Origin of the sequence: Burkholderia crassaminum (genome assembly GCF_964265005.1) — a bacterium.
In the GTDB taxonomy this organism is placed as follows: Bacteria; Pseudomonadota; Gammaproteobacteria; order Burkholderiales; family Burkholderiaceae; genus Burkholderia.
Genome location: NZ_OZ183801.1, coordinates 45,796 through 66,037 on the forward strand (window position 1 = coordinate 45,796; position 20,242 = coordinate 66,037).

At 67.2% G+C, this 20,242-nt stretch carries 17 protein-coding genes and 1 pseudogene; 13 read left to right on the plus strand and 5 right to left on the minus strand.

Going from position 1 to position 20,242, the window contains the following annotated elements; translation table 11 throughout:
• Window positions 1-94: 94 nt before the first annotated feature.
• Both ACPTTF_RS33490 and ACPTTF_RS33495 read right to left on the minus strand, forming a co-directional pair.
• On the minus strand, window positions 95-1,267 hold the full coding sequence (locus ACPTTF_RS33490; RefSeq protein ID WP_047853068.1) for a porin: 1,173 nt from the start codon (window positions 1,265-1,267) through the stop codon (window positions 95-97).
• A 152-nt stretch (window positions 1,268-1,419) separates the two neighbouring features.
• Complete coding sequence (locus tag ACPTTF_RS33495; protein ID WP_166966153.1) at window positions 1,420-2,253, minus strand: helix-turn-helix transcriptional regulator; 834 nt, start codon at window positions 2,251-2,253, stop codon at window positions 1,420-1,422.
• A 242-nt stretch (window positions 2,254-2,495) separates the two neighbouring features.
• On the opposite strand from ACPTTF_RS33495, the gene ACPTTF_RS33500 reads away from it, so the two are divergent.
• From ACPTTF_RS33500 to ACPTTF_RS33540, 9 genes and pseudogenes are all read left to right on the plus strand, one after another.
• Window positions 2,496-3,617: a polyamine ABC transporter substrate-binding protein gene (locus ACPTTF_RS33500; RefSeq protein WP_423371935.1), complete on the plus strand. Its 1,122-nt coding sequence runs from the start codon at window positions 2,496-2,498 to the stop codon at window positions 3,615-3,617.
• Between the two features lie 65 nt (window positions 3,618-3,682).
• Window positions 3,683-4,768: pseudogene (locus ACPTTF_RS33505) on the plus strand (ABC transporter ATP-binding protein); the annotation flags it as partial.
• Window positions 4,769-4,778: 10 nt separating this feature from the next.
• A complete protein-coding gene (locus ACPTTF_RS33510; RefSeq protein WP_423371936.1) occupies window positions 4,779-5,762 on the plus strand; it encodes an ABC transporter permease subunit in 984 nt (327 codons plus the stop codon).
• Entirely contained in the window at window positions 5,759-6,700 is a 942-nt protein-coding gene (locus ACPTTF_RS33515; RefSeq protein WP_423371937.1) for an ABC transporter permease subunit, read from the plus strand. Before ACPTTF_RS33510 ends, ACPTTF_RS33515 begins: the two co-directional genes overlap by 4 nt.
• Window positions 6,701-6,721: 21 nt before the next feature.
• The gene (locus tag ACPTTF_RS33520) at window positions 6,722-8,284 is read left to right on the plus strand and encodes a DUF3138 family protein (protein ID WP_423371938.1); all 1,563 of its coding nucleotides are present in this window, start codon (window positions 6,722-6,724) and stop codon (window positions 8,282-8,284) included.
• A 26-nt stretch (window positions 8,285-8,310) separates the two neighbouring features.
• Window positions 8,311-9,603: an NAD(P)/FAD-dependent oxidoreductase gene (locus ACPTTF_RS33525; RefSeq protein WP_423371939.1), complete on the plus strand. Its 1,293-nt coding sequence runs from the start codon at window positions 8,311-8,313 to the stop codon at window positions 9,601-9,603.
• Between the two features lie 71 nt (window positions 9,604-9,674).
• Window positions 9,675-10,055 (plus strand): cupin domain-containing protein, encoded by a 381-nt coding sequence (locus ACPTTF_RS33530; RefSeq protein WP_423371940.1) that lies wholly within the window; start codon window positions 9,675-9,677, stop codon window positions 10,053-10,055.
• Window positions 10,056-10,102: 47 nt separating this feature from the next.
• The gene (locus ACPTTF_RS33535) at window positions 10,103-11,518 is read left to right on the plus strand and encodes an amidase family protein (RefSeq protein ID WP_423371941.1); all 1,416 of its coding nucleotides are present in this window, start codon (window positions 10,103-10,105) and stop codon (window positions 11,516-11,518) included.
• Between the two features lie 25 nt (window positions 11,519-11,543).
• A complete protein-coding gene (locus ACPTTF_RS33540) occupies window positions 11,544-13,034 on the plus strand; it encodes an aldehyde dehydrogenase (protein ID WP_423371942.1) in 1,491 nt (496 codons plus the stop codon).
• A 57-nt stretch (window positions 13,035-13,091) separates the two neighbouring features.
• Here ACPTTF_RS33540 and ACPTTF_RS33545 read toward each other — a convergent pair whose 3' ends face one another.
• The 3 genes from ACPTTF_RS33545 to ACPTTF_RS33555 all read right to left on the minus strand — a co-directional run bounded on the left by ACPTTF_RS33545 (window position 13,092) and on the right by ACPTTF_RS33555 (window position 16,694).
• Window positions 13,092-13,598 carry a DUF4262 domain-containing protein gene (locus tag ACPTTF_RS33545; RefSeq protein ID WP_166966137.1) on the minus strand — a complete coding sequence of 169 codons (507 nt, stop codon included), beginning with the start codon at window positions 13,596-13,598 and terminating at the stop codon, window positions 13,092-13,094.
• A 124-nt stretch (window positions 13,599-13,722) separates the two neighbouring features.
• On the minus strand, window positions 13,723-15,576 hold the full coding sequence (locus ACPTTF_RS33550; RefSeq protein WP_423371943.1) for an ABC transporter ATP-binding protein: 1,854 nt from the start codon (window positions 15,574-15,576) through the stop codon (window positions 13,723-13,725).
• A gap of 98 nt (window positions 15,577-15,674) precedes the next feature.
• Entirely contained in the window at window positions 15,675-16,694 is a 1,020-nt protein-coding gene (locus tag ACPTTF_RS33555; protein WP_423371944.1) for an alpha/beta hydrolase family protein, read from the minus strand.
• 148 nt (window positions 16,695-16,842) lie between these two features.
• Here ACPTTF_RS33555 and ACPTTF_RS33560 point away from each other — a divergent pair, with 148 nt between their 5' ends.
• The 4 genes from ACPTTF_RS33560 (at window position 16,843) to ACPTTF_RS33575 (ending at window position 19,919) form a co-directional block, all read left to right on the plus strand.
• Entirely contained in the window at window positions 16,843-17,439 is a 597-nt protein-coding gene (locus tag ACPTTF_RS33560) for a TetR/AcrR family transcriptional regulator (protein WP_423371945.1), read from the plus strand.
• Window positions 17,440-17,608: 169 nt separating this feature from the next.
• A complete protein-coding gene (locus ACPTTF_RS33565) occupies window positions 17,609-18,175 on the plus strand; it encodes a TetR/AcrR family transcriptional regulator (RefSeq protein ID WP_166966129.1) in 567 nt (188 codons plus the stop codon).
• 225 nt (window positions 18,176-18,400) lie between these two features.
• A complete protein-coding gene (locus tag ACPTTF_RS33570; protein WP_423371946.1) occupies window positions 18,401-18,826 on the plus strand; it encodes an organic hydroperoxide resistance protein in 426 nt (141 codons plus the stop codon).
• A 58-nt stretch (window positions 18,827-18,884) separates the two neighbouring features.
• Window positions 18,885-19,919 (plus strand): alpha/beta hydrolase, encoded by a 1,035-nt coding sequence (locus ACPTTF_RS33575; protein WP_423371948.1) that lies wholly within the window; start codon window positions 18,885-18,887, stop codon window positions 19,917-19,919.
• Window positions 19,920-20,242: the final 323 nt, after the last annotated feature.

The following is a 20,242-nucleotide window of genomic DNA, read 5'->3' on the forward strand; positions in this document are numbered from 1 at the left end:
CGGAACGTGAACGCGACAGTGTAAACGCCGCAGGCGCGCACCGCGGTGCGCGCCTGCCGGCTGTCGTTGTTGTTGTCGTCGTGTTGCGACGCGATCAGAACTTGTGGCGAATCCCGACGATCGCGAGTTCCTGCGTATCGGTACCGGAATTCACGCCGTACGAGCCGACCGACGCGGCGGCCTTCACGACCGCGCCGTTCGCGTTGAGCGTGTTGCCGCTCGCCTTCTGGTAGCCGAACAGCGCATACAGGTCGGTGCGCTTCGACAGCGCGTAGTCCGCGCCGAGGTTGACCTGGTTGTAGTGCGCGGAAGACGGGCCCGTCAGCGACGTGTAGTTGTAGCCGACACCCGCGCGCAGCGCCGGCGAGAACTGCCAGTTGAAGAACGCCGAGCCGTTGTTGAACTTCGCGTTCTGGCTGAATGCCGACAGCGTGTCCGCGCCGTACTGCGTATTCGAATACGCGAGGCCGAAGGTGGCGGGCCCTGCCACGTACTGGCCAGCCACGCGCACGATCTGGATCGACTTCGCGCTCGAGAAGCCCTGGTTGATCACGGTGTTGAACAGCGTGTCCGAGCTGCTCGACCACGTGCGCACGCCGTTCGCGACCGTGGAGCCGCCGTTCGCGTAGAAGAAGCCGGCGCCGAGCGACAGCGGGCCGTTCGCGTAGCTTGCGCCGAAGCTGTACGTGCGGCCGCTGCCGGTGGCGCCCGCGACGCCGCCGAAGCCGTACAGGCCTTCGAACTGGAAGCCCGAGATCAGCGGGCTCGTGTATTTCACCGAGTTGCTGACGCGCAGGCTGTTGTCGTAGTTGTCGAGGTCGCCCGGCGTCGCGAACACGCCGCCGAAGTAGTTGTCCTGCGTGAGGCCCTGCACGAGATCCACGACCGGATCGTACTGGCGGCCGAGCGTCACCGTACCGTACGTGCTGCTCGCGAGGCCGACGACGGCCTTGCGGCCGAATTCGCGCGAGCCCTGGCCGAGTGCGCCCGTGCCGATGTTGAAGCCGTTCTCGAGCTGGAACAGCGCGGCCAGGCCGCCGCCGAGATCCTCGGTGCCGCGCAGCCCCCAGCGGCTGCCCGACAGGTTGCCGCTGCTGAACTTGACGAGGCTCGACGCGTTGCTGCCGTTCGCGTTCTGCGCGTTGTGCACGTAGGCGATGCCGGCATCGGCGATGCCGTACAGCGTGACGCTGCTTTGTGCGTGGGCGCCGGCGGCATAGAGCGCGGCCGGCAGCGCGAGCAGTGCGAATGAACGGATCTGTTTCATTGTTGGATTCCCCCGTTGGTCGATTGGTCTGACGAGTCGGTGAACGATACGGACAGCGCATCGTCGAGGGAACCAATAAATTGTCGGATCGTTATGAGGCGGCGCGCAGATGGATGCGCGCGCAACCGGCCGGCGGACGGTGCACGGGGACGCTATGCGGCGTGCCGCCGCGACGCGTTCCTCAGCACGAGCGTCATCAGTTGCCGGCGCGAATCGACGCCGAGCTTCGCGAAGGCGCGCTTCGCGTACGTGTCGACGGTGGACGTCTTGAGCCCCATCGATTGCGCGATGGCCGCCGAGGTCATGCCCTGGATGAACGACGCGCACACGTGCATTTCGCGCGCGGTCAGGCGCTCCTGCCATTCCGGCAGCCATTGCGCGACGAGGTCGAGATCGAGTTCGTCGCGTGGCGCGTCGTCGGCGGAGATCGCGCCGAGCAGGCGCTTGTGCGCGGAGGCCAACGGCAGCACGACCTGCGAAAGCTGCTTCAACAGGCTCAGCTCCTTCAGCGAAAACGGCGGCAGCCGTCGCGAGCGCGCGATCGAGATCGAGTAACGCGTGCCGCCCGTCACGCCCGCGACCACGCATTCGTCGTGAATGTCGCCGGCATCGAAGAACAGATGCCGGAGCTCGCTGGCGACGCGCTGCGCGGACACCTGCAGCAACTGCACGTCGTTGTCGGTTTCGATCGCCGCGTACGTTGCATCGTCACTCGCGTAGCTGCGGTAGTAGTGGCGCATCACCTGCGCGACCAGCTCGGGCTCGCGGCCGAAGCTGCCGATCCAGCCGACGCTGCGCCGGCCGGACGCGGCACTGCGCTCGTAGTCGAGATGCACGGCGTCGAAGTCGACGTAGCGCACGAGCGTGTCGTAGACGGCGCGCATGAACTGCGGCGTCCCGACGGCCTGGGCGATGTCGCCCAGCGTTTCGGTCACGAACGCAACGTGGCTCAGCGGGAGATCGGGGGCGGGCAGCGCAGCGCTCATGACGTCGTGTGTCGAAGATTTTCAGGTGGCGCTACAGGTATCACGAATATTTTCGACTGCCTACGCGGGAATCTACCCAAACGGCGCTGGCCGACGTCGCTGTTTGTCCCGGTTTTCGGGACTGACGCTGCCGGCCGCGATCTCTACATTGACCCTTGTGCTGAACACCGCTTGACGGCGTTGACGCGAGTCCGGACCCGGACCGGGCGCAACGGCCGATCGCCATCACAAGGAGAATCCCCATGCGTATCCGTATCCGTCGTCAACCGGCGTTGCGCGCCGCGCTTGTCACGTCGGCGCTGCTGGCCTTCGCGGCCAGCCTGTCCGCCCATGCCGGCGATGCCAACCTGAACGTGTACAACTGGTCGGAGTACGTCGCGAAGGACACGGTGCCCAACTTCGAGAAGCAGTCGGGCATCAAGGTGCGCTACGACAGCTACGACAGCGACGATACGCTGCAGACCAAGCTGCTCGCGGGCAGCTCGGGCTACGACATCGTCGTGCCGACGTCGAACTATCTCGCGCAGCAGATCCAGGCCGGCGTGTACCAGAAGCTCGACAAGTCGAAGCTGCCGAATCTCGCGAACCTCGACCCGGTGCTGATGAAGATGGTCGCGAAGGCCGACCCGGGCAACCAGTACGGCGTGCCGTGGGCGTGGGGCACGACGGGGATCGGCTACAACGTCGAGGCGGTCAGGAAGCGGCTCGGCGAGAACGCGCCGACCGACAGCTGGGCGCTGCTGTTCGACCCGGCGAACGCGGCGAAGCTGAAAGGCTGTGGCATTTCGCTGCTCGACGCGCCGGACGCCGCGTTCGCGGCGGCGCTGCAGTACATGGGCAAGGATCCCGAGAGCAAGAACCCGGCCGACTACCAGGCGGCCTACGACGTGCTGAAGAAGATTCGCCCGTATGTCACGCAGTTCAGCTCGGCCGGCTATGCGGACGACCTGGCGAACAACGATGTCTGCGTCGTGCTCGGCTGGTCGGGCGATGTCGGCATCGCGCGGCGGCGCACGCTGGATGCGAAGCGCGCGTACGAAATCCGTTACGTGAATCCGAAGGAAGGCGGCCTGCTGTGGTTCGACGTGATGGCGATCCCGAAGGATGCGCCGCATCCAGAAGCCGCGCTGAAGTGGATCAACTACATCGAGGAGCCGAAGACCAACGCGGCGATCACGAACGAGATCTTCTACCCGACCGCGAACAAGGCTGCGCGCACGTTCGTGACGCCGGCGATCGCGCAGGACCCGAGTGTCTACCTGTCCGATGCCACGATTGCGAAGACGTCGCTTGCGATGCCGCGAAGCGCCGATATCGCACGGATGCAGAACCGTCTGTGGCTGCAACTGAAGTCGGGCGGTTGAGGGAGACGACGATGATCCATACGCTCCCTGCCGCATCGGTCGCGGCCGGTGCCCGCCACGATGCGGACGCCTTCGTGCGCATCGAAAACGTCGTGAAGAAATTCGGCGACAGCGCGGCCGTCGACAACGTGAACCTGACGATCGCGAAGAACGAGCTGTTCGCGCTGCTCGGCAGCTCGGGTTGCGGCAAGTCGACGCTGCTGCGCATGCTCGCCGGGCTCGAGACGGCCACCTCCGGCAAGATCTTCGTCGACGGCGAGGACCTCGCGTCGCTGCCGCCGTACCGCCGCCCGGTGAACATGATGTTCCAGTCGTACGCGCTGTTCCCGCACATGACAGTCGAATCGAACGTCGCGTTCGGCCTGAAGCAGGAAGGCACGCCGAAGAACGAGATCAAGGAACGCGTGGCCGACGCGCTCGCGCTCGTGCAGATGAGCAAATACGCGCAGCGCAAGCCGCATCAACTTTCAGGCGGCCAGCAGCAGCGCGTCGCGCTGGCGCGTTCGCTGGTCAAGCGCCCGAAGCTCCTGCTGCTCGACGAGCCGATGTCCGCGCTCGACAAGAAGATTCGCCAGAAAACCCAGCTCGAACTCGTGAACATCATCGAGAAGGTCGACGTGACCTGCGTGATGGTCACGCACGACCAGGAAGAGGCGATGACGATGGCGAGCCGCCTCGCGGTGATGAGCGAAGGCAGGATCGTGCAGATCGGCTCGCCGGGCGAGGTCTACGAGTTTCCGAACAGCCGCTTCTCGGCCGAATTCATCGGCTCGACCAACCTGTTCGAAGGGCGCGTGGTCGAAGACGAACCCGATCACATCTTCGTCGAGAGCGACGACCTCGAAGCACGGATGGTCGTGAGCCACGGCATCACGGGCCCGCTCGGGATGCCGGTCGGCATCTCGGTGCGTCCGGAACGCATCCACGTTTCGCGCGAGAAGCCGGGCTCGAAACACAACTGGGCGCGCGGTGTCGTGACCGACATCGCGTACATGGGCAGCTACTCGCTGTACCACGTGCGCTTGCCGAGCGGCAAGACGGTCGTGTCGAACCTGTCGAGCTCGCACCTGATGAACGACAACGCGCCGGCGTGGAACGACGACGTGTTCGTGTCGTGGTCGCCGGCCAGCGGCGTTGTGCTGACGCAGTGAGGACGCCACGATGAGAACCTCCGCTTCCAATCCGTCCGCGCCGGTGCCGAGCGGCGCCGCGAGCGCCGGCGCCCGCCGCGCCCGCCCGGCCCGCTTTGCCGCGCTGTCGCGCTTCCTGCCGTCGGGCCGCAGCGTCGCGATCGGCGTGCCGTTCATGTGGCTCGCGGTCTTCTTCGCGCTGCCGTTCGTGCTGGTGCTGAAGATCAGCTTTGCCGACTCGATGCTCGGCATCCCACCGTACACCGCACTCGCGCGGCTGGAGGCCGGCACCGTGCAGGTCGTGCTGTCGCTGAAGCATTACGCGCTGCTGCTGCAGGACGACCTGTACCTGAACACCTACGTCAGTTCGCTGAAGATGGCCGCCTCGTCGACGCTGATGTGCCTGCTGGCCGGCTATCCGATCGCTTACTGCATCGCGCGTGCGGCGCCGGCCCGCCGCAACCTGCTGATGATGGCCGTAATGCTGCCGTTCTGGACGTCGTTCCTGATCCGCGTCTATGCGTGGGTCGGCATCATGAAGGACGACGGGCTGCTGAACCACGTGCTGGCGGCGCTCGGCGTGATCGCGACACCGCTGCGCCTGTATCACACCGACGCGGGTGTCTACATCGGGATGGTCTATTCGTACCTGCCGTTCATGGTGATGCCGCTGTACGCGCACCTCGTGAAGATGGATCTCACGCTGCTCGAGGCCGCGAACGATCTCGGCGCAACGCCATGGTCCGCGTTCTGGCGCATCACGCTGCCGTTGTCGAAGAACGGCATCGTCGCGGGCAGCCTGCTCGTGTTCATCCCGGCGGTCGGCGAATACGTGATCCCCGAGCTGCTTGGCGGCGCGAACACGCTGATGCTCGGCCGCGTGATGTGGGACGAGTTTTTCAACAACATGGACTGGCCGATGGCGTCCGCGGTGACGGTGACGATGGTGCTGCTGCTGCTCGTGCCGATGGCGCTGCTCCATTACAGCCAGACCGAAGCGGAGGCAAAGCCATGACCCGCGCGAATCGCATCCTGTCCGCGTGCGTGCTGGGCGCGGGCTTCCTGTTCCTGTACATCCCGATCGTCAGCCTGGTCGTGTATTCGTTCAACGCGTCGAAGCTGGTGACGGTGTGGTCGGGCTTCTCGCTGAAGTGGTACGGCGCGCTGCTGCACGACGGCGAACTGCTCACGGCCGCGTGGCTGTCGCTGAAGATCGCGCTGCTGACGGCGAGCGCGTCGGTCGCGATCGGCACCTGGGCCGGCTTCGTGCTCGCCCGCATGGGGCGCTTTCGCGGCTTCACGCTGTATGCCGCGATGATCAACGCGCCGCTCGTGATTCCGGAGGTGATCCAGGGCATCTCGCTCTTGCTGCTGTTCGTCGCGATGCAGCAGGCCTTCGGCTGGCCGGCCGGGCGCGGCTGGCTGACGATCTGGATCGGCCACGTGATGCTGTGCCTGTCGTTCGTCGCGGTGATCGTGCAGTCGCGCGTGAAGGAGCTCGACCGCTCGATCGAGGAAGCCGCGCTCGATCTCGGCGCGCGGCCGTTGAAGGTGTTCTTCGTGATCACGCTGCCGCTGATCGCGCAGGCGCTGGTGTCCGGCTGGCTGCTCGCGTTCACGGTGTCGATCGACGACGTGATCCTGTCCGCGTTCCTGTCGGGCCCCGGGTCGACGACGCTGCCGCTCGTCGTGTTCTCGCGTGTGCGGATGGGGCTCAACCCGGAGATGAATGCGCTCGCCACGGTGTTCATCACGGCCGTGACGATCGGCGTCGTCGTCGTGAACCGCGCGATGCTGGCCCGCGAGCGGCGGCAGGCGCGCGACACGCGGATGTGGCACGCGGCATCCGCGTCCGAGGCATCCGGCCCCCCCGAGTCGCCATCCGCCGTGCCGCCCGCGCGCCCACCGGCCGCGCCGCCGTTGCACGACCACCTTCCGCATCCCACGAAGTGACGAACGACAAGGAGACATTCCATGAAAAAGAAGATGCTCTGCGCGCTGATCGCCGGAGCGCTGCCGGGGCTGGCCGCGGCGAATTCGAGCGCCGACCAGATCCGGACGCTGCAGCAGCAGATCGCGGTGCTGCAACGGCAGATGAGCGCGCTGCAATCGCAGCTCGGCGCGAAGCCTTCGGCCGCATCGGTGGTGGCGAACGCGGCGACCGGTGCTGCGGCTGACCCGTCCACACCCGGCTACGGGCAGGCGACCGCCGTGCTGACCAATGACGACGTGTCGGAAATCCGGCAGCAGGTCGCAAACCAGCAACTGAAGGTCGATTCGCTGACCGACGCCGCGCGCACGGGGCCGATCGCGGGGCTGTCGGTGACGGGCTACCTCGACCCGACGTATGTGGTCAACCGGGGCGCCGGCACGTCGTCGTTCCAGTTCGCGAACCACGAGAACGCGTACACCTACTACAACAGCACGTTCGGCGACGTATTCCTCGACATCAAGAAGACGTTCGGTGTCGGCCCGAGCGCGCCGTCCGCGGAAATCACGCTGATGCCGAACCGCGGCGCAGGCCTGTCGATGATGACGGGCAGCGGCGCGAGCGGGCTCGACATCGTGAACACGGCGGTCGTCACGGTGCCGCTGTCGGGGACGACCGCGTTCGTCGGCGGGCTCGTGACGGGGTTCGCCGGTTACGAGTACCAGCAGTCGAGCCAGATGCTCACGCTCACGCACAACCTGCTGTACGACTTCTCCGATCCGGGCTCGTCGATCGGCGCGGGCGTCAACTACCAGAGTGCGGACGGCCACTGGGCGTGGAAGTTCTTCGTCGGTAACGAGCAGTTCCGCAGCGCGGGCGCGGTGACGCAGACCGGCGTCAACGCGCTGGGCGACCCGATCACGACGAGCAACAAGGTGCCGACCTTCACTGCGCGCGTCGATTACCTGCGCGGCAGCGCGCTCGACGTCGGCGGCTCGATCAGCATCGGCCGCCAGACGCTGCCGAGCGCGGTCGATCCGGCGACCGGCAACGTGCGCTACGGCGTGGGCGGCAACGCGCCGAGCGCGTACGGCGCGTTCTTCTTCGGCGAAGCGGATGCGACCTACACGCTCGCCGATGCGCAGTACAACGCCGAGCTCGACTACGGCCAGCAGCAGCACGGCGCGTTCAACGGCGGGCTCGCGCAGTGGTTCGGGCTGTCGCTGCTCGCGCACCGCAAGTTCAACGCACCGGTGGTGGGCCGCATGGGCGCGACGCTGCGCTACGACCTGCTCGTGAACCGGAAGAACGGCGGCGGCGGGTCGTCGATCGGCCTGAACGGCAACGGGATGGATCCGTACAACGGCTTCGGCATCGATGCGGACTGCCTCGCGCTGTCGAAGGCGAGCGGCGGCGTCGGCTTCGAGTGCAAGGGCGCGACGCGGCAGGCCGCCGCGTTCGACCTGCTGTTCTATCCGACCCAGCAAGTGACGGTGAAGGTCGAATACCGGCACGACTGGGCGAGCAACAAGGTGTTCCTGCGCCACGACGGGTCGTACGAGAAGTCGAACGACCTGCTTGCCACTCAACTCATCTACGCGTTCTGACGCGACGCCGTTCGCGAGTCTTGCACATGCTCAAGTTCGAAAACCAGCAACATGTTCAGTCCTGCTATGCAGCGACAGCCAACGACCGTGCGCGGCACCCGTCGCTCGACGGGGCCGTGACGGCCGACGTGTGCGTGATCGGCGGCGGGCTCACGGGCCTGTCCGCGGCACTCGAGCTCGCCGAACGCGGCCATTCGGTCGTGCTCGTCGAGGCGTCGAAGATCGGCTGGGGCGCGAGCGGACGCAACGGCGGCCAGCTGATCGCCGGTTACGCGTGCGACATCGATACGTTCTCGGCCTACCTGCCGGAAGACGACGTGCGGCGCGTATGGGCGATGGGGCTGGAGTCGGTCGATATCGTCCGGCAACGGGTCGAGCGGTACGGCATCGATTGCGACCTGACCTTCGGCTACCTGACTGCCGCGAACAAGCCGCGCCATCTCGATGCGCTGCGCGCGTGGCGCGATACCGCGGCGAACCGCTTCGGCTATCGCGGCTACGAATTCGTCGAGCGCGCCGACATGCATCGCTTCGTCGCATCGGATCGTTACGTCGGCGGCCTCCGCTACGAAGGCAGCGGCCACCTGCATCCGCTGAACTACACGCTCGGCCTCGCGCGGGCGGCGCGCGAAGCCGGCGTGACGATCCACGAGGACACGCCCGCGCTCTCGCTCGATCACGCCGCGCCGCATCACCGCGTCACGTGTGCGCGCGGGCACGTGGATGCCCGTCATGTCGTGCTGGCCTGCAATGCGTACCTGGGGCGGCTGGCGCCCGCGCTCGCGCGCAAGATCATTCCGGTCGCGACGTACCTGATCGCGACGGAGCCGCTCGGCGACGCGCGCGCGGCCGAGACGATGCCGGCCGATGCGGCGATCTGCGACACGAATTCGGCGCTCGATTATTTCCGGCTGACGCGCGACCGCCGGCTGTTGTGGGGCGGCAAGGCCAGCAGCTCGACGAACACGCCGCGCGACCTCGCGGCCGCGATGCGGCGCGACATGCTGAAGACGTTCCCGCAGCTGGCCGATGTGCGAATCGACTATGCATGGGGCGGCCTGATCGACGCGACGATGAATCGCGCGCCGCATTTCGGCCGGCTCGAGCCGACCGTGTATTTCGCGCAGGGCTTCTCCGGGCACGGCGTCAACGTGACGGGACTCGCGGGGCGGCTGATCGCGGAAGCGATCGACACGCAGGCCGCGCGCTTCGACCTGTTCGGCCGGATTCGCCATCGCGACTTTCCGGGCGGCCGGGCGCTGCGCACGCCGATGCTGGCGCTCGCGATGGCCTGGCACCGGATGATGGACCTGCTCTGACCCGCGCGGGGCGGCTGGCCCGTCCGTGCGGCACCGAAACGTTTCGAATCACTCATGCCCTGGAGGCACTCATGACCAACATCACGCATCTCGTCGACCTGATGCGGGCACCGGCGAAGCTCACGCAGAGCCGCGTGCCGAGCGGGCTGCTGCTCGACGGCAATCCGCTGCAGACGCTGTCGCATCACTACATCAGCCCGTGCGGGCAGTTCAGCTGCGGGATCTGGGAATGCACGCCCGGCCGCTGGACGATCGAGTACGACGAGTCGGAGTATTGCGAGATGCTGAGCGGCGTCGCGATCGTGTGCGATACGGACGGCCGCGAACGCGTGCTGCGCGCCGGCGACCGGTTCGTGATTCCACCGGGTTTTCGCGGCACGTGGGAAGTCGTCGAAACGTGCCGCAAGATCTATGCGTCGCACGCACCGCAGGCGAGGCAGCCGGGCGCGTAGCGCGCGGCCGGTTCCGGATAACCATCGAGATCAACGAGGAGCAACTCATGACCCAGGAATTGTGGCGTCTCAGCGCGGCCGAGATGGCCGAGCGCGTCGCGCGTCGCGACGTGTCTGCCACCGAACTCACGCGCAGCTGCCTGCAGCGGCTCGAGGCGGTGAACCCCGTCATCAACGCGATCGTCGACGTGATGGCCGACAGCGCGTTGCAGGCCGCGTCCGCTGCCGATGCTGCGATCGCGCGCGGCGCGCCGGTCGGCCCGCTGCACGGCGTGCCGGTGACCGTGAAGATCAACGTCGACACGGCCGGATGCGCGACGACCAACGGCGTGCGCGCGTTTTCAGACCTGATCGCGCACGAGGACAGCCCGGTGACCGCGAACCTGCGCAAGGCCGGCGCGATCGTGATCGGGCGCAGCAATGCACCGGCGTTTTCGTACCGCTGGTTCACCGACAACGACCTGCACGGCCGCACGTCGAATCCGTGGAATTCGTCGCTCACGCCGGGCGGGTCCAGCGGGGGAGCCGCCGCGGCCGTGGCCGCCGGCATCGGCGCGATCGCGCACGGCAACGACCTGGGCGGCTCGATCCGCTACCCGGCCTACGCGTGCGGTGTCGCCGGGCTGCGGCCCAGCACCGGGCGCGTGCCCGCGTACAACCCGACGCAGTCGAAGGACCGCACGCTCGCGGTGCAGCTCGCCTCCGTACAGGGGCCGCTCGCCCGCACGGTCGGCGATCTGCGGCTCGCGCTCGACGCGATGGCGGCGGGCGACGCGCGCGACGCATGGTGGATGCCGGTCGCGCCGATGGCGCACGAAGCCGCGTTCCCCGCGCGGGTGGCCGTGTGCCCGGCGCTGCCGGGCGTGCCGTCCGATCCGGTGGTGGTCGATGCGATCCGGCAGGCCGCGCGCTGGCTCGAGGACGCGGGCTGCGTCGTCGAGGAAGCGGAGCCGCCGCGCTTCACCGAAGCATGCGAACTGTGGCTGGACCTGGTGACCAACGAAGCGCGCAGCGGCCTCGGCGACGTGATCATGGAGCACGGCGACACCACGATCCGTACCGCGTTCGCGAGCCAGCGCCGTCTCGCGACGCCGCTCGACCTCGAGGGCTACATGAGCGGCCTGGCACGGCGCACTGCGCTGCTGCGCGACTGGCAGCAGTTCTTCGTGCGTTATCCGCTGCTGCTGATGCCGGTGTCGTGCGCGCGGCCGTTCGCGATCGACGCCGATCAGCACGGCGACGACGCGATGCGCGCGATCATCGACCGGCAGGGGCCGCTGCTCGCGACCGCGTTGCTCGGGCTGCCGGGGCTGTCGGTGCCGACCGGCATCCGCGATGGCGTACCGACCGGCGTGCAGGTCGTCGCCGGACGCTTCCAGGAAGCGCTGTGTCTCGCCGCGGGCGAAGCGATCGAGGCGCGCGCGGGCATCTTCACGCCGATCGATCCGTTCACCGGGTCGTGATGCGCGACTTTTCACGAGGAAACGCATGAATCAACCGACATTCGAAGACTGGCAGGCCCGCGCGTCCGTGTTGAGGATCGAAGGGCGCGCGTTCGTGGACGGCGAGGCGCGCCACGCACAAACCGGTGCGACCTTCGCTTGTGTGAGCCCGATCGACGGTGGCGTGCTCGCGCACGTGGCCGATTGCGGCGCCGACGACGTCGACCTCGCGGTGGCGGCCGCGCGCCGCGCGTTCGACGCCCGGAGCTGGGCCGGCATGAACCCGCGCGCCCGCAAGGCGGTACTGCAGCGCTGGGCCGCGCTGATGCGCGAGCACCTCGACGAACTCGCGCTGCTCGAGACGCTCGATACCGGCAAGCCGATCGCCGATACCACGGCGATCGACGTGCCGGCTGCCGCGCATTGCGTCGAATGGTATGCGGAAGCGATCGACAAGGTCGGCGGTGAAGTTGCGCCGGTCGACCATCATCTGGTCGGGCTCGTCACGCGCGAGCCGATCGGCGTCGTCGCGGCCGTCGTGCCGTGGAATTTCCCGCTGCTGATGGCCGCCTGGAAGTTCGCGCCGGCGCTCGCGGCCGGCAACAGCGTGGTGCTCAAGCCGTCCGAGAAATCGCCGCTCACCGCGATCCGCGTCGCGCAGCTCGCGTGCGACGCCGGTATGCCGGCGGGCGTGTTCAGCGTCGTGCCGGGCGGCGCGGAGCCGGGCAGGGCGCTCGCGCTGCATCGCGACGTCGACTGCATCGCGTTCACCGGGTCGACGCGCACGGGGCAGCAGATTATGGCGTGCGCCGCGCAGTCGAACCTGAAGCGCGTGTGGCTCGAGCTCGGCGGCAAGTCGCCGAACATCGTGTTGCCCGATTGCCCCGATCTCGACCGCGCCGCGCAGGCGGCCGCCGACGCGATCTTTTTCAACATGGGCGAAGTGTGCACGGCCGGCTCGCGCCTGCTCGTGCATCGCGACATCAAGGAGGCATTCGTCGCGAAACTGGTCGCTGCGTCGCGGCGCTTTGCGCCCGGGCATCCGCTCGATCCGTCGGTGACGATGGGGGCGATCGTCGATCGCATGCAGCTCGATCGCGTGATGGGCTATATCGGCGCCGGGCGCGACGAGGGGCGCCTCGTGACGGGCGGCGCGCGCGTGCGCGAGGAGACGGGCGGGTTCTATGTCGAGCCGACGGTGTTCGAGGTGAAACCCGATGCGAGGATCGCGCGCGAGGAGATTTTCGGGCCCGTGCTGTCGGTGATCGTGTTCGACGACGTCGACGAGGCCGTGCGGATCGCCAACGATACGGACTACGGGCTGGCCGCGGCGGTATGGTCGGCCGATCTGTCGACCGCGCATGCCGTTGCGCGGCGGCTGCGCGCGGGCACCGTGTGGGTCAACTGCTACGGAGACGGCAGCGATGACCTGAACTTCCCGTTCGGCGGCTACAAGCAGTCGGGCAACGGCCGCGACAAGTCGCTGCACGCGCTCGACAAGTACACCGAGCTGAAGTCGACGGTCGTGCGGTTGTAGCGTTGGGTGGCGCGGCACGCGAGCGGCGTGCCGCGCAATCCGGTGCGCGGATCAGCGTCAGGCGTCGCCCGCTGCGAACAGCCGCGGCTGCGCGGCGTTCAACGCGTCGTCCGCTTCCGGCTGCCACGGGAAAACCCCGTCGCGGTCGGGCCACAGCAGCTGGACGCACGGGAAGTCGTCGTTGCCGTAGAACCAGCGGTTCCAGCCGAGATGGGCTTCGTAGTGGGCTTTTTCGACCGGCATGAGGAGCGCGTTCGCCTTGGCGTAGACGGATGCGGTGACTTCGCCGACCGGGGGCGGCGTGCCGGCCGCGACCATCCGGTAGACGTCCCACAGCACGTCGTGGACGATGCGCGCCGGCAACGAGAACACGATGATTTCCGGAAAGCCGTGGTTGACCCACAGCCCGGTCGTGAACGAGAACCCTGGATCGTCCCCTTCCGCAAACACTTCCGTGCGGAACCATCCGTGCTGGCGAATCTGGCTCACGAATCGCTGCTCGTCTTCCTCGAGCGCCGAATCGGGCGCGTCGAGCGCAGTGGCGATATCCGGTCGCGTGGTCATACGGGCTCCTTGGGTCTGCGTCGGGCGACAGGCAGCCGGGCAGTGGCGTCCGGCCGTCGGGAAAGCGATCGTGGCCGAACCGGCCGGCGATCGCCGTGCCGCCATGTTGCCACAGCGGTCCCGCCTACTGCTCCGCCTTCTCCACGTCCGCCGTTTCGCCGAGGAACCCGCCGCTCTGGTGCGCCCACAGCGCCGCATAGATACCGCCGGCCTGCAGCAACTGCTGGTGCGTGCCTTCCTCGACGATGCGCCCTTCGTCGAGCACGATCAGCCGGTCCATCGCCGCGATGGTCGACAGCCGGTGCGCAATCGCGATCACCGTCTTGCCGCTCATCAGGCCGTCGAGGCTGCGCTGGATCGCGACTTCGACCTCGGAATCGAGCGCGCTGGTCGCTTCGTCGAGCACGAGGATCGGCGCGTCCTTGAGCATCACGCGCGCGATCGCGACGCGCTGCCGCTGGCCGCCCGACAGCTTCACGCCGCGTTCGCCGACCTCGACGTCGTAGCCGCTGCGCCCGTGGCGGTCGCGCAGCCGGTCGATGAACTCGGACGCTTCCGCGCGCACGGCCGCCTCGTGCATCTCGCGTTCGGTTGCGTCGGGGCGCCCGTACAGCAGGTTCTCGCGCATCGTCCGGTGCAGCAGCGACGTATCCTGCGTGACCATCCCGATCGCGCTGCGCAGGCTGTCCTGCGTCACGTGCGCGATGTCCTGCCCGTCGATCCGGATCGTGCCGCCGCCCACGTCGTAGAAGCGCAGCAGCAGGTTCACGAGCGTCGACTTGCCGGCACCCGAGCGGCCGATCAGGCCGATCCGCTCGCCGGGCCGGATCGTCAGGTTCAACCCGTCGAACACGGCGCGGTCGTTGTCCTCGTGCGCGAACTGCACGTTGTCGAACACGATCCCGCCGCGCTGCACGGCGAGCGGCTTCGCATCGGGCGCGTCGACCACGCTGCGCACCTTCGTCAGCGTATTGATGCCGTCCTGGATCGTGCCGACGTTCTCGAACAGCTCGGTCATCTCCCACATGATCCAGTGCGAATAGCTCGACAGGCGCAGCGCCATCGCGATCACCGCCGCGACGACGCCCGCGCTCACCTCGCCGTGCATCCACAGATACAGCGCGAGGCCGGTCGAGCCGACCAGCAGCAGCGTCGACAGCAGGTGATTGACGACCTCGAACGCGCTGACGAGACGCATCTGCGCGTCGCCGGTCGCCTTGAACGCTTCCATCGCGCGGCGTGCGTGATCGGCTTCCCGCCGCGTATGCGAGAACAGCTTCACGGTCGTGATGTTCGAATACGCGTCGGTGATGCGGCCCGTCATCAGCGCGCGGGCATCGGCCTGGCGGCTGCCGACGGCGCCCAGGCGCGGCACGAAGAACGCGCACGCTGCGCCGTAGCCGAGCGCCCACAGCACGAGCGGGATCATCAGCCGCCAGTCGAAGCTGGCCGCGAGCGCGAGGATGCCGATCAGGTACGCGGCGACGCCGATCACGACGTCGACCGACATGAACAGCGCATCGCGCACCGCGAGCGCGGTCTGCATGATCTTGGTCGTCACGCGGCCCGCGAACTCGTTCGCGTAGAACGACAGGCTCTGGTCGAGCATCAGCCGGTGAAACAGCCAGCGCAGCCGCATCGGGAAGTTGATCGCGAGCACCTGGTGCTTGACCATCGTATGCAGCGCGATCAGCAACGTGCTGCCGGCGAGAATCGCCGCGAAACCGGCCAGCGTGCCGAAGTGCCGGCCGCCGAACTCCGCCGGTGTCGCGGACGCGAGCCAGTCGACCACGCGGCCCATCATCGCGAACAGCGCGGCTTCGTACGCGGCCAGCGCGGCCGAGGTGAGCGCGATCAGCAGGATCCAGCTGCGCGCGCCTTTCGTGCACGCCCAGACGAACGAGAAGAATCCCTTCGGCGGCGTGGCGGGATCTTCGAGCGGGAAAGTCGGCAGGCGCCGTTCAAACCACGAAAACATTGGAACCTCTCCTTGATGCGGCTGCGCCGATCGGCGCAGCCGGTACTGCGTGCTTCATGCGCGGCGCCAGTCGCGATGCCGCCATGTTGCACACGTGTTCATTGCGCACGGACCCAGGCTTCGATCGGGCCGAGCGCGCCAGGCGCATACGCGTGGCGGCCGAGCGCCATGTACAGCCATGTCTTCCACGTCGGCCAGTCGGACTCGAGCTGGTAGTCGAACCAGCCGGCGCGCAGCAGCCCGTGCGTCGCACCGGCCACGACCACCACGCGCCGGTCGGGCCGGTTCGCGAAGGCATGCGTGTAAGCGTTCGCCTCGTCGACCGGATCGACATTGCGGTCCAGCGCGCCCCACACGGCCAGCACGGGCCCCTGCATCGTCGCGAGCGCCTGCGACGAATCCTCCAGGTAGTTGCGTGCGATGAAGCCGAAGCGGCGCGGCTCGATGTCGGGGCGGCGGTTCGGATCGGCCGGCACGTCTGCCCGGCCGAAGATGGCATCGTTATCGCGTCGCTCGGCGGCCAGTGTCGCATCGATTCGATCCGGCTGCAGGCCGGTTGCCTGGAGCTGCTGCCGCGTCAGGTAGGTGCCTTGCCGGCGCCAGCTGACGGCGCCGCCGACGATCACCGAGAACGCGGGCCGCACCGCATTCGCGACGCGTGGAACGACCCAGCCGCCTTGCGAGAAGCCCAGCAGGCCGATCTTGTGCGCGGGACCGACGGTGGCGCGCACGCGCGCCATCGCGGCGATCGTTTCGTTCGCACGATCCTGCATCGATTGCGCGAGCCAGTCGCCGCCGCTGCGGCCGGTGCCCTGCTTGTCCCATGCGAACACGCCGATGCCGGCATCGAGCAGGCTGTTGACGAGCGGCAGCATTGTGTCGTCGGAGAAGCGGGTGCGCGGCCCGTCACCGTGGACGAGCAGTACAATCGGCGCTCCGGGCGCATGGGCCGGCAGCGCGAGCGTGCCGACGAGGTCGGCGCCGCCGGCGCGGAACGTGAGCGTCGACACGCTCGCGCCCTTCAGCTCGAAGTCGGCCAGGCCGCGCAGCACGAGCGCACCGGCGGCGACGAACACGAACAGGACGAGCGCAATGCCGGCAATGACGATTCGTTTCAAGAGACCCTCGGTGTGGTGGTGTGAGCGGATGTCGCAGGCGGCACGGACATCGGCACGCTACCTTGACGCCTGCGGGGCATCGCCACGATAATAGATCGACTAGTTAGTCTAATAAATATTTGAGTCATCGTCGAGTACGGAGTGCCTGTTGAGAAAGATCGACCCTGAAAGAGTGGAAGCGAAGCGGCGCCAGATCCTGGATGCCGCGATCGAGTGTTTTGCGCGCGACGGCTTCCATGCGACGTCCACGGCCGCGATCTGCAAGGCGGCCGGCATGAGCCCCGGCAACCTGTTTCATTATTTCCCGACGAAGGCGGCGATCATCGAGGCGATCGCGCAGGACGACCAGCGCGAGATGGCCGACCTGTTCGCGCGCTATGCGGACGCCGACGACGCGCTGGCCGCGATCGAGGAGATCGCGCTGGCGTTGATGGAACTGTCGAGCGATCCCGTCTATGCGCGCATCAGCATCGAGACGGCGGCGGAGGCGACGCGCAATCCCGATGTTGCCGCGCTGTTCGCGGCGAACGAGGCGCAGGTGAAAGGGCGGATGGTCGCGCTGATCAAGCGCGGTGTGGCGCAAGGGAAGATAGACGGCAGCCTGAAGCCCGATCTTGTCGCGACCTGGCTGCTCGCGCTCGCGGAAGGCGCGGTCGGGCGGGTCGTGTTCGAGCCGGGGTTCAAGCCGCGCGCGCATCGCGCGATGTTGCGGACGATCATTCAGCGGATGTTGAAGCCGCAGTGAGCATGACGGCGCCTGTTTGACGTACGCCGGTTCGGACGCTTTCCAAGCCGGGTGCATGCGTTGGGCAGCCATTGGAGGGCGAGCGCGGGTAGGGCGCTGGACAGGGCGCATATCGCGCCCCCAAAAAAAACCCTTGACTGTCTATCTATGAGTAGATAAAGTTCGCTCCATGGAAACGAAACCGACCGTCCGCGAACAGATTCTCGACCACGCGATCACGCTGATGATGCTGCGCGGTTACAACGGCTTCAGCTACCGAGACCTGTCCGACCTGGTGGGCGTGAAGACGTCGAGCATCCACTATTACTTCCCGTCGAAGGACGACCTCGTGCTGGAAGCGGTGGCGGTTTATAGCGACGAGGTCCTCTCGGCCATGCGGGCGATCGATCCGGCATTGCCGGCCGACGTGAAGCTGAGCCTGTACACGAAGATGTTCGGCCGCACGTTGGGCGACGGCAACCTGATCTGCCTGTGCGGGATGCTCGCGGCCGACATCGAAACGTTGCCGGAGAACGTGCGGCAGGCCGTGCAGGCGTTCTTCAAGGCCAACGAGAGCTGGCTGGCAGAATTGCTGGCGCAGGGCGCGCAGGAAGGCACGCTTCAGTTCAGCGGTGAGCCCGAAACGGCCGCGCGCACGTTGTACGCGGCGTTCCAGGGCAGTGTGCTGGCCAGCCGGCTGTTTCACACGCGGGCGCGCCTCGAGGATGTCGAGGCCGTTTGGAAAACGCGCTCCTGACGGAGCGCGCAAGCAGTGAGGCGGTTCGCCGCCTTTTTATTGGATCTCTTTGTCTATCTTCAAGTAGATAGATAGTTGGCGCAGATGGCTCAACCCTCTGCATTTTTTTGGGGACGTTTATCTATCTATGAGTAGATAAATAAGCGCAATGCCGGCAGCAAGGCTGTCGGCACGCGGTCCCCGGTTCGAAGGCTGTTTCATTCATTTGTTGAAAAGGAGTCTGTCATGTCGATCGAAAAAGTGCTGTACCGCGCCCATGCAAAAGCCACCGGCGGCCGCGACGGCCGTGCCACGGTGCCCGAGAGCAACCTCGACCTGAAGCTGACCACGCCACGCGAGCTCGGCGGCGCGGGCGGCGCAGGCGCGAACCCCGAACAACTGTTCGCCGCCGGCTACAGCGCGTGCTTCATCGGCGCGATGAAGTTCGTCGCGGCCCGCGACAAGATCGCGCTGCCCGCGGACGCATCCATCGAAGGCAGCGTCGGCATCGGCGCGATCCCGAACGGCTTCGGCATCGAAGTCGAACTGAAGATCTCGCTGCCGGGCCTCGATCGCGACATCGCACAAACGCTGATCGACCGCGCGCACCTCGTGTGCCCGTATTCGAACGCGACGCGCGGCAACATCGACGTCACGCTCACGCTTGCCTGATCGATCGCACACCGAATCATCCATCGTCATTTACCGGCTAATGCCAAGGAAAACCATCATGAAAATCGTCAAGCCGCTGCTGATCGCCGCCGCCGTTGCCGCCGCACTGTCCGCCACGACCACCGCATTCGCCGCCGGCGCCGAAGCGGTCCGGCCCGATACGACGACGAGCACCTTCCTTGCCGCGCTGAACGGCCAGAAGGGCCCGGGCCTCGAAACGCTGAGCCCCGCGAAGGCGCGCCAGGTGCTGGTCGATGCGCAGAACGGCGCGAAGGTCGACCTGTCGGGTATCGACGTGTCGAACCGCACGATCGAACAGGACGGCTTGTCCGTACCGGTCACGATCGTCCGCCCGCAAGGCGCAACGGGCACGCTGCCGGTGTTCGTGTTCATTCACGGCGGCGGCTGGGTGCTCGGCGATTTTCCGACGCATGAACGCCTCGTGCGCGATCTCGTCGTGCAATCGGGGGCCGTCGCGGTGTTCGTGAACTACACGCCGTCGCCGGAAGCGCATTACCCGGTCGCGATCAACCAGGCGTATGCGGCAACGAAGTGGGTGGCCGCGCATGGCGCGGAGATCGGCGTCGACGGCAGCCGCCTCGCGGTGGTCGGCAACAGCGTCGGCGGGAACATGGCGGCCGTGGTGGCGCTGATGGCGAAGGACAAGGGTGGCCCCGCGATCCGCTTCCAGGGGCTGATGTGGCCGGTCACGGACCACAACTTCAACACGGGTTCGTACAACGCGTATCAGCAAGGGCATTTCCTGACGCGGCCGATGATGAAGTGGTTCTGGGACGCCTATACGAAGAACGAAGCGCAACGCAACGAGATCTACGCGTCGCCGCTGCGCGCGAGCACGGCGCAGTTGAAGGGCCTGCCGCCCGCGCTGATCCAGGTCGCGCAGTTCGACGTGCTGCGTGACGAAGGCGAAGCGTATGGACGCAAGCTCGACGCGGCCGGCGTCGACGCGACGACCACGCGCTACGACGGCACGATCCATGATTTCGGTCTGCTGAACGCACTGGCCGATGATGCGCCGACGAAGGCCGCGATGAAGGCGATGGCGAATGAAATCGCGACGCGACTGAAGTAAGCGGTGGGTTCGCGCTCGCGCTGCCCATGAGACGGGGCAGCGCGAGTGCTTACGACGACGAGGCGGGCGCATGCCCGCCTTTGTTGCATGCGGCGGGCGAGTGGGGTGAATGTGTCGCCCTGCACACCGCGCGCTCCGACCGTCCGCGATTTTCCGTCCCGGTTCGGCAATACGATTTCCTTCACGAACCGCGCCGCAACGCCGGCTTTGCGCGATGCTTCACGGCGCGGTGCTGGCCGCCCGCTTCGCCCCCCTCGCCCGCGTCGTCGGCCCCGGCGCCCGCGAAGCCCCGCGCCGCGGGCATTGTTGGTACGATCGCGCGT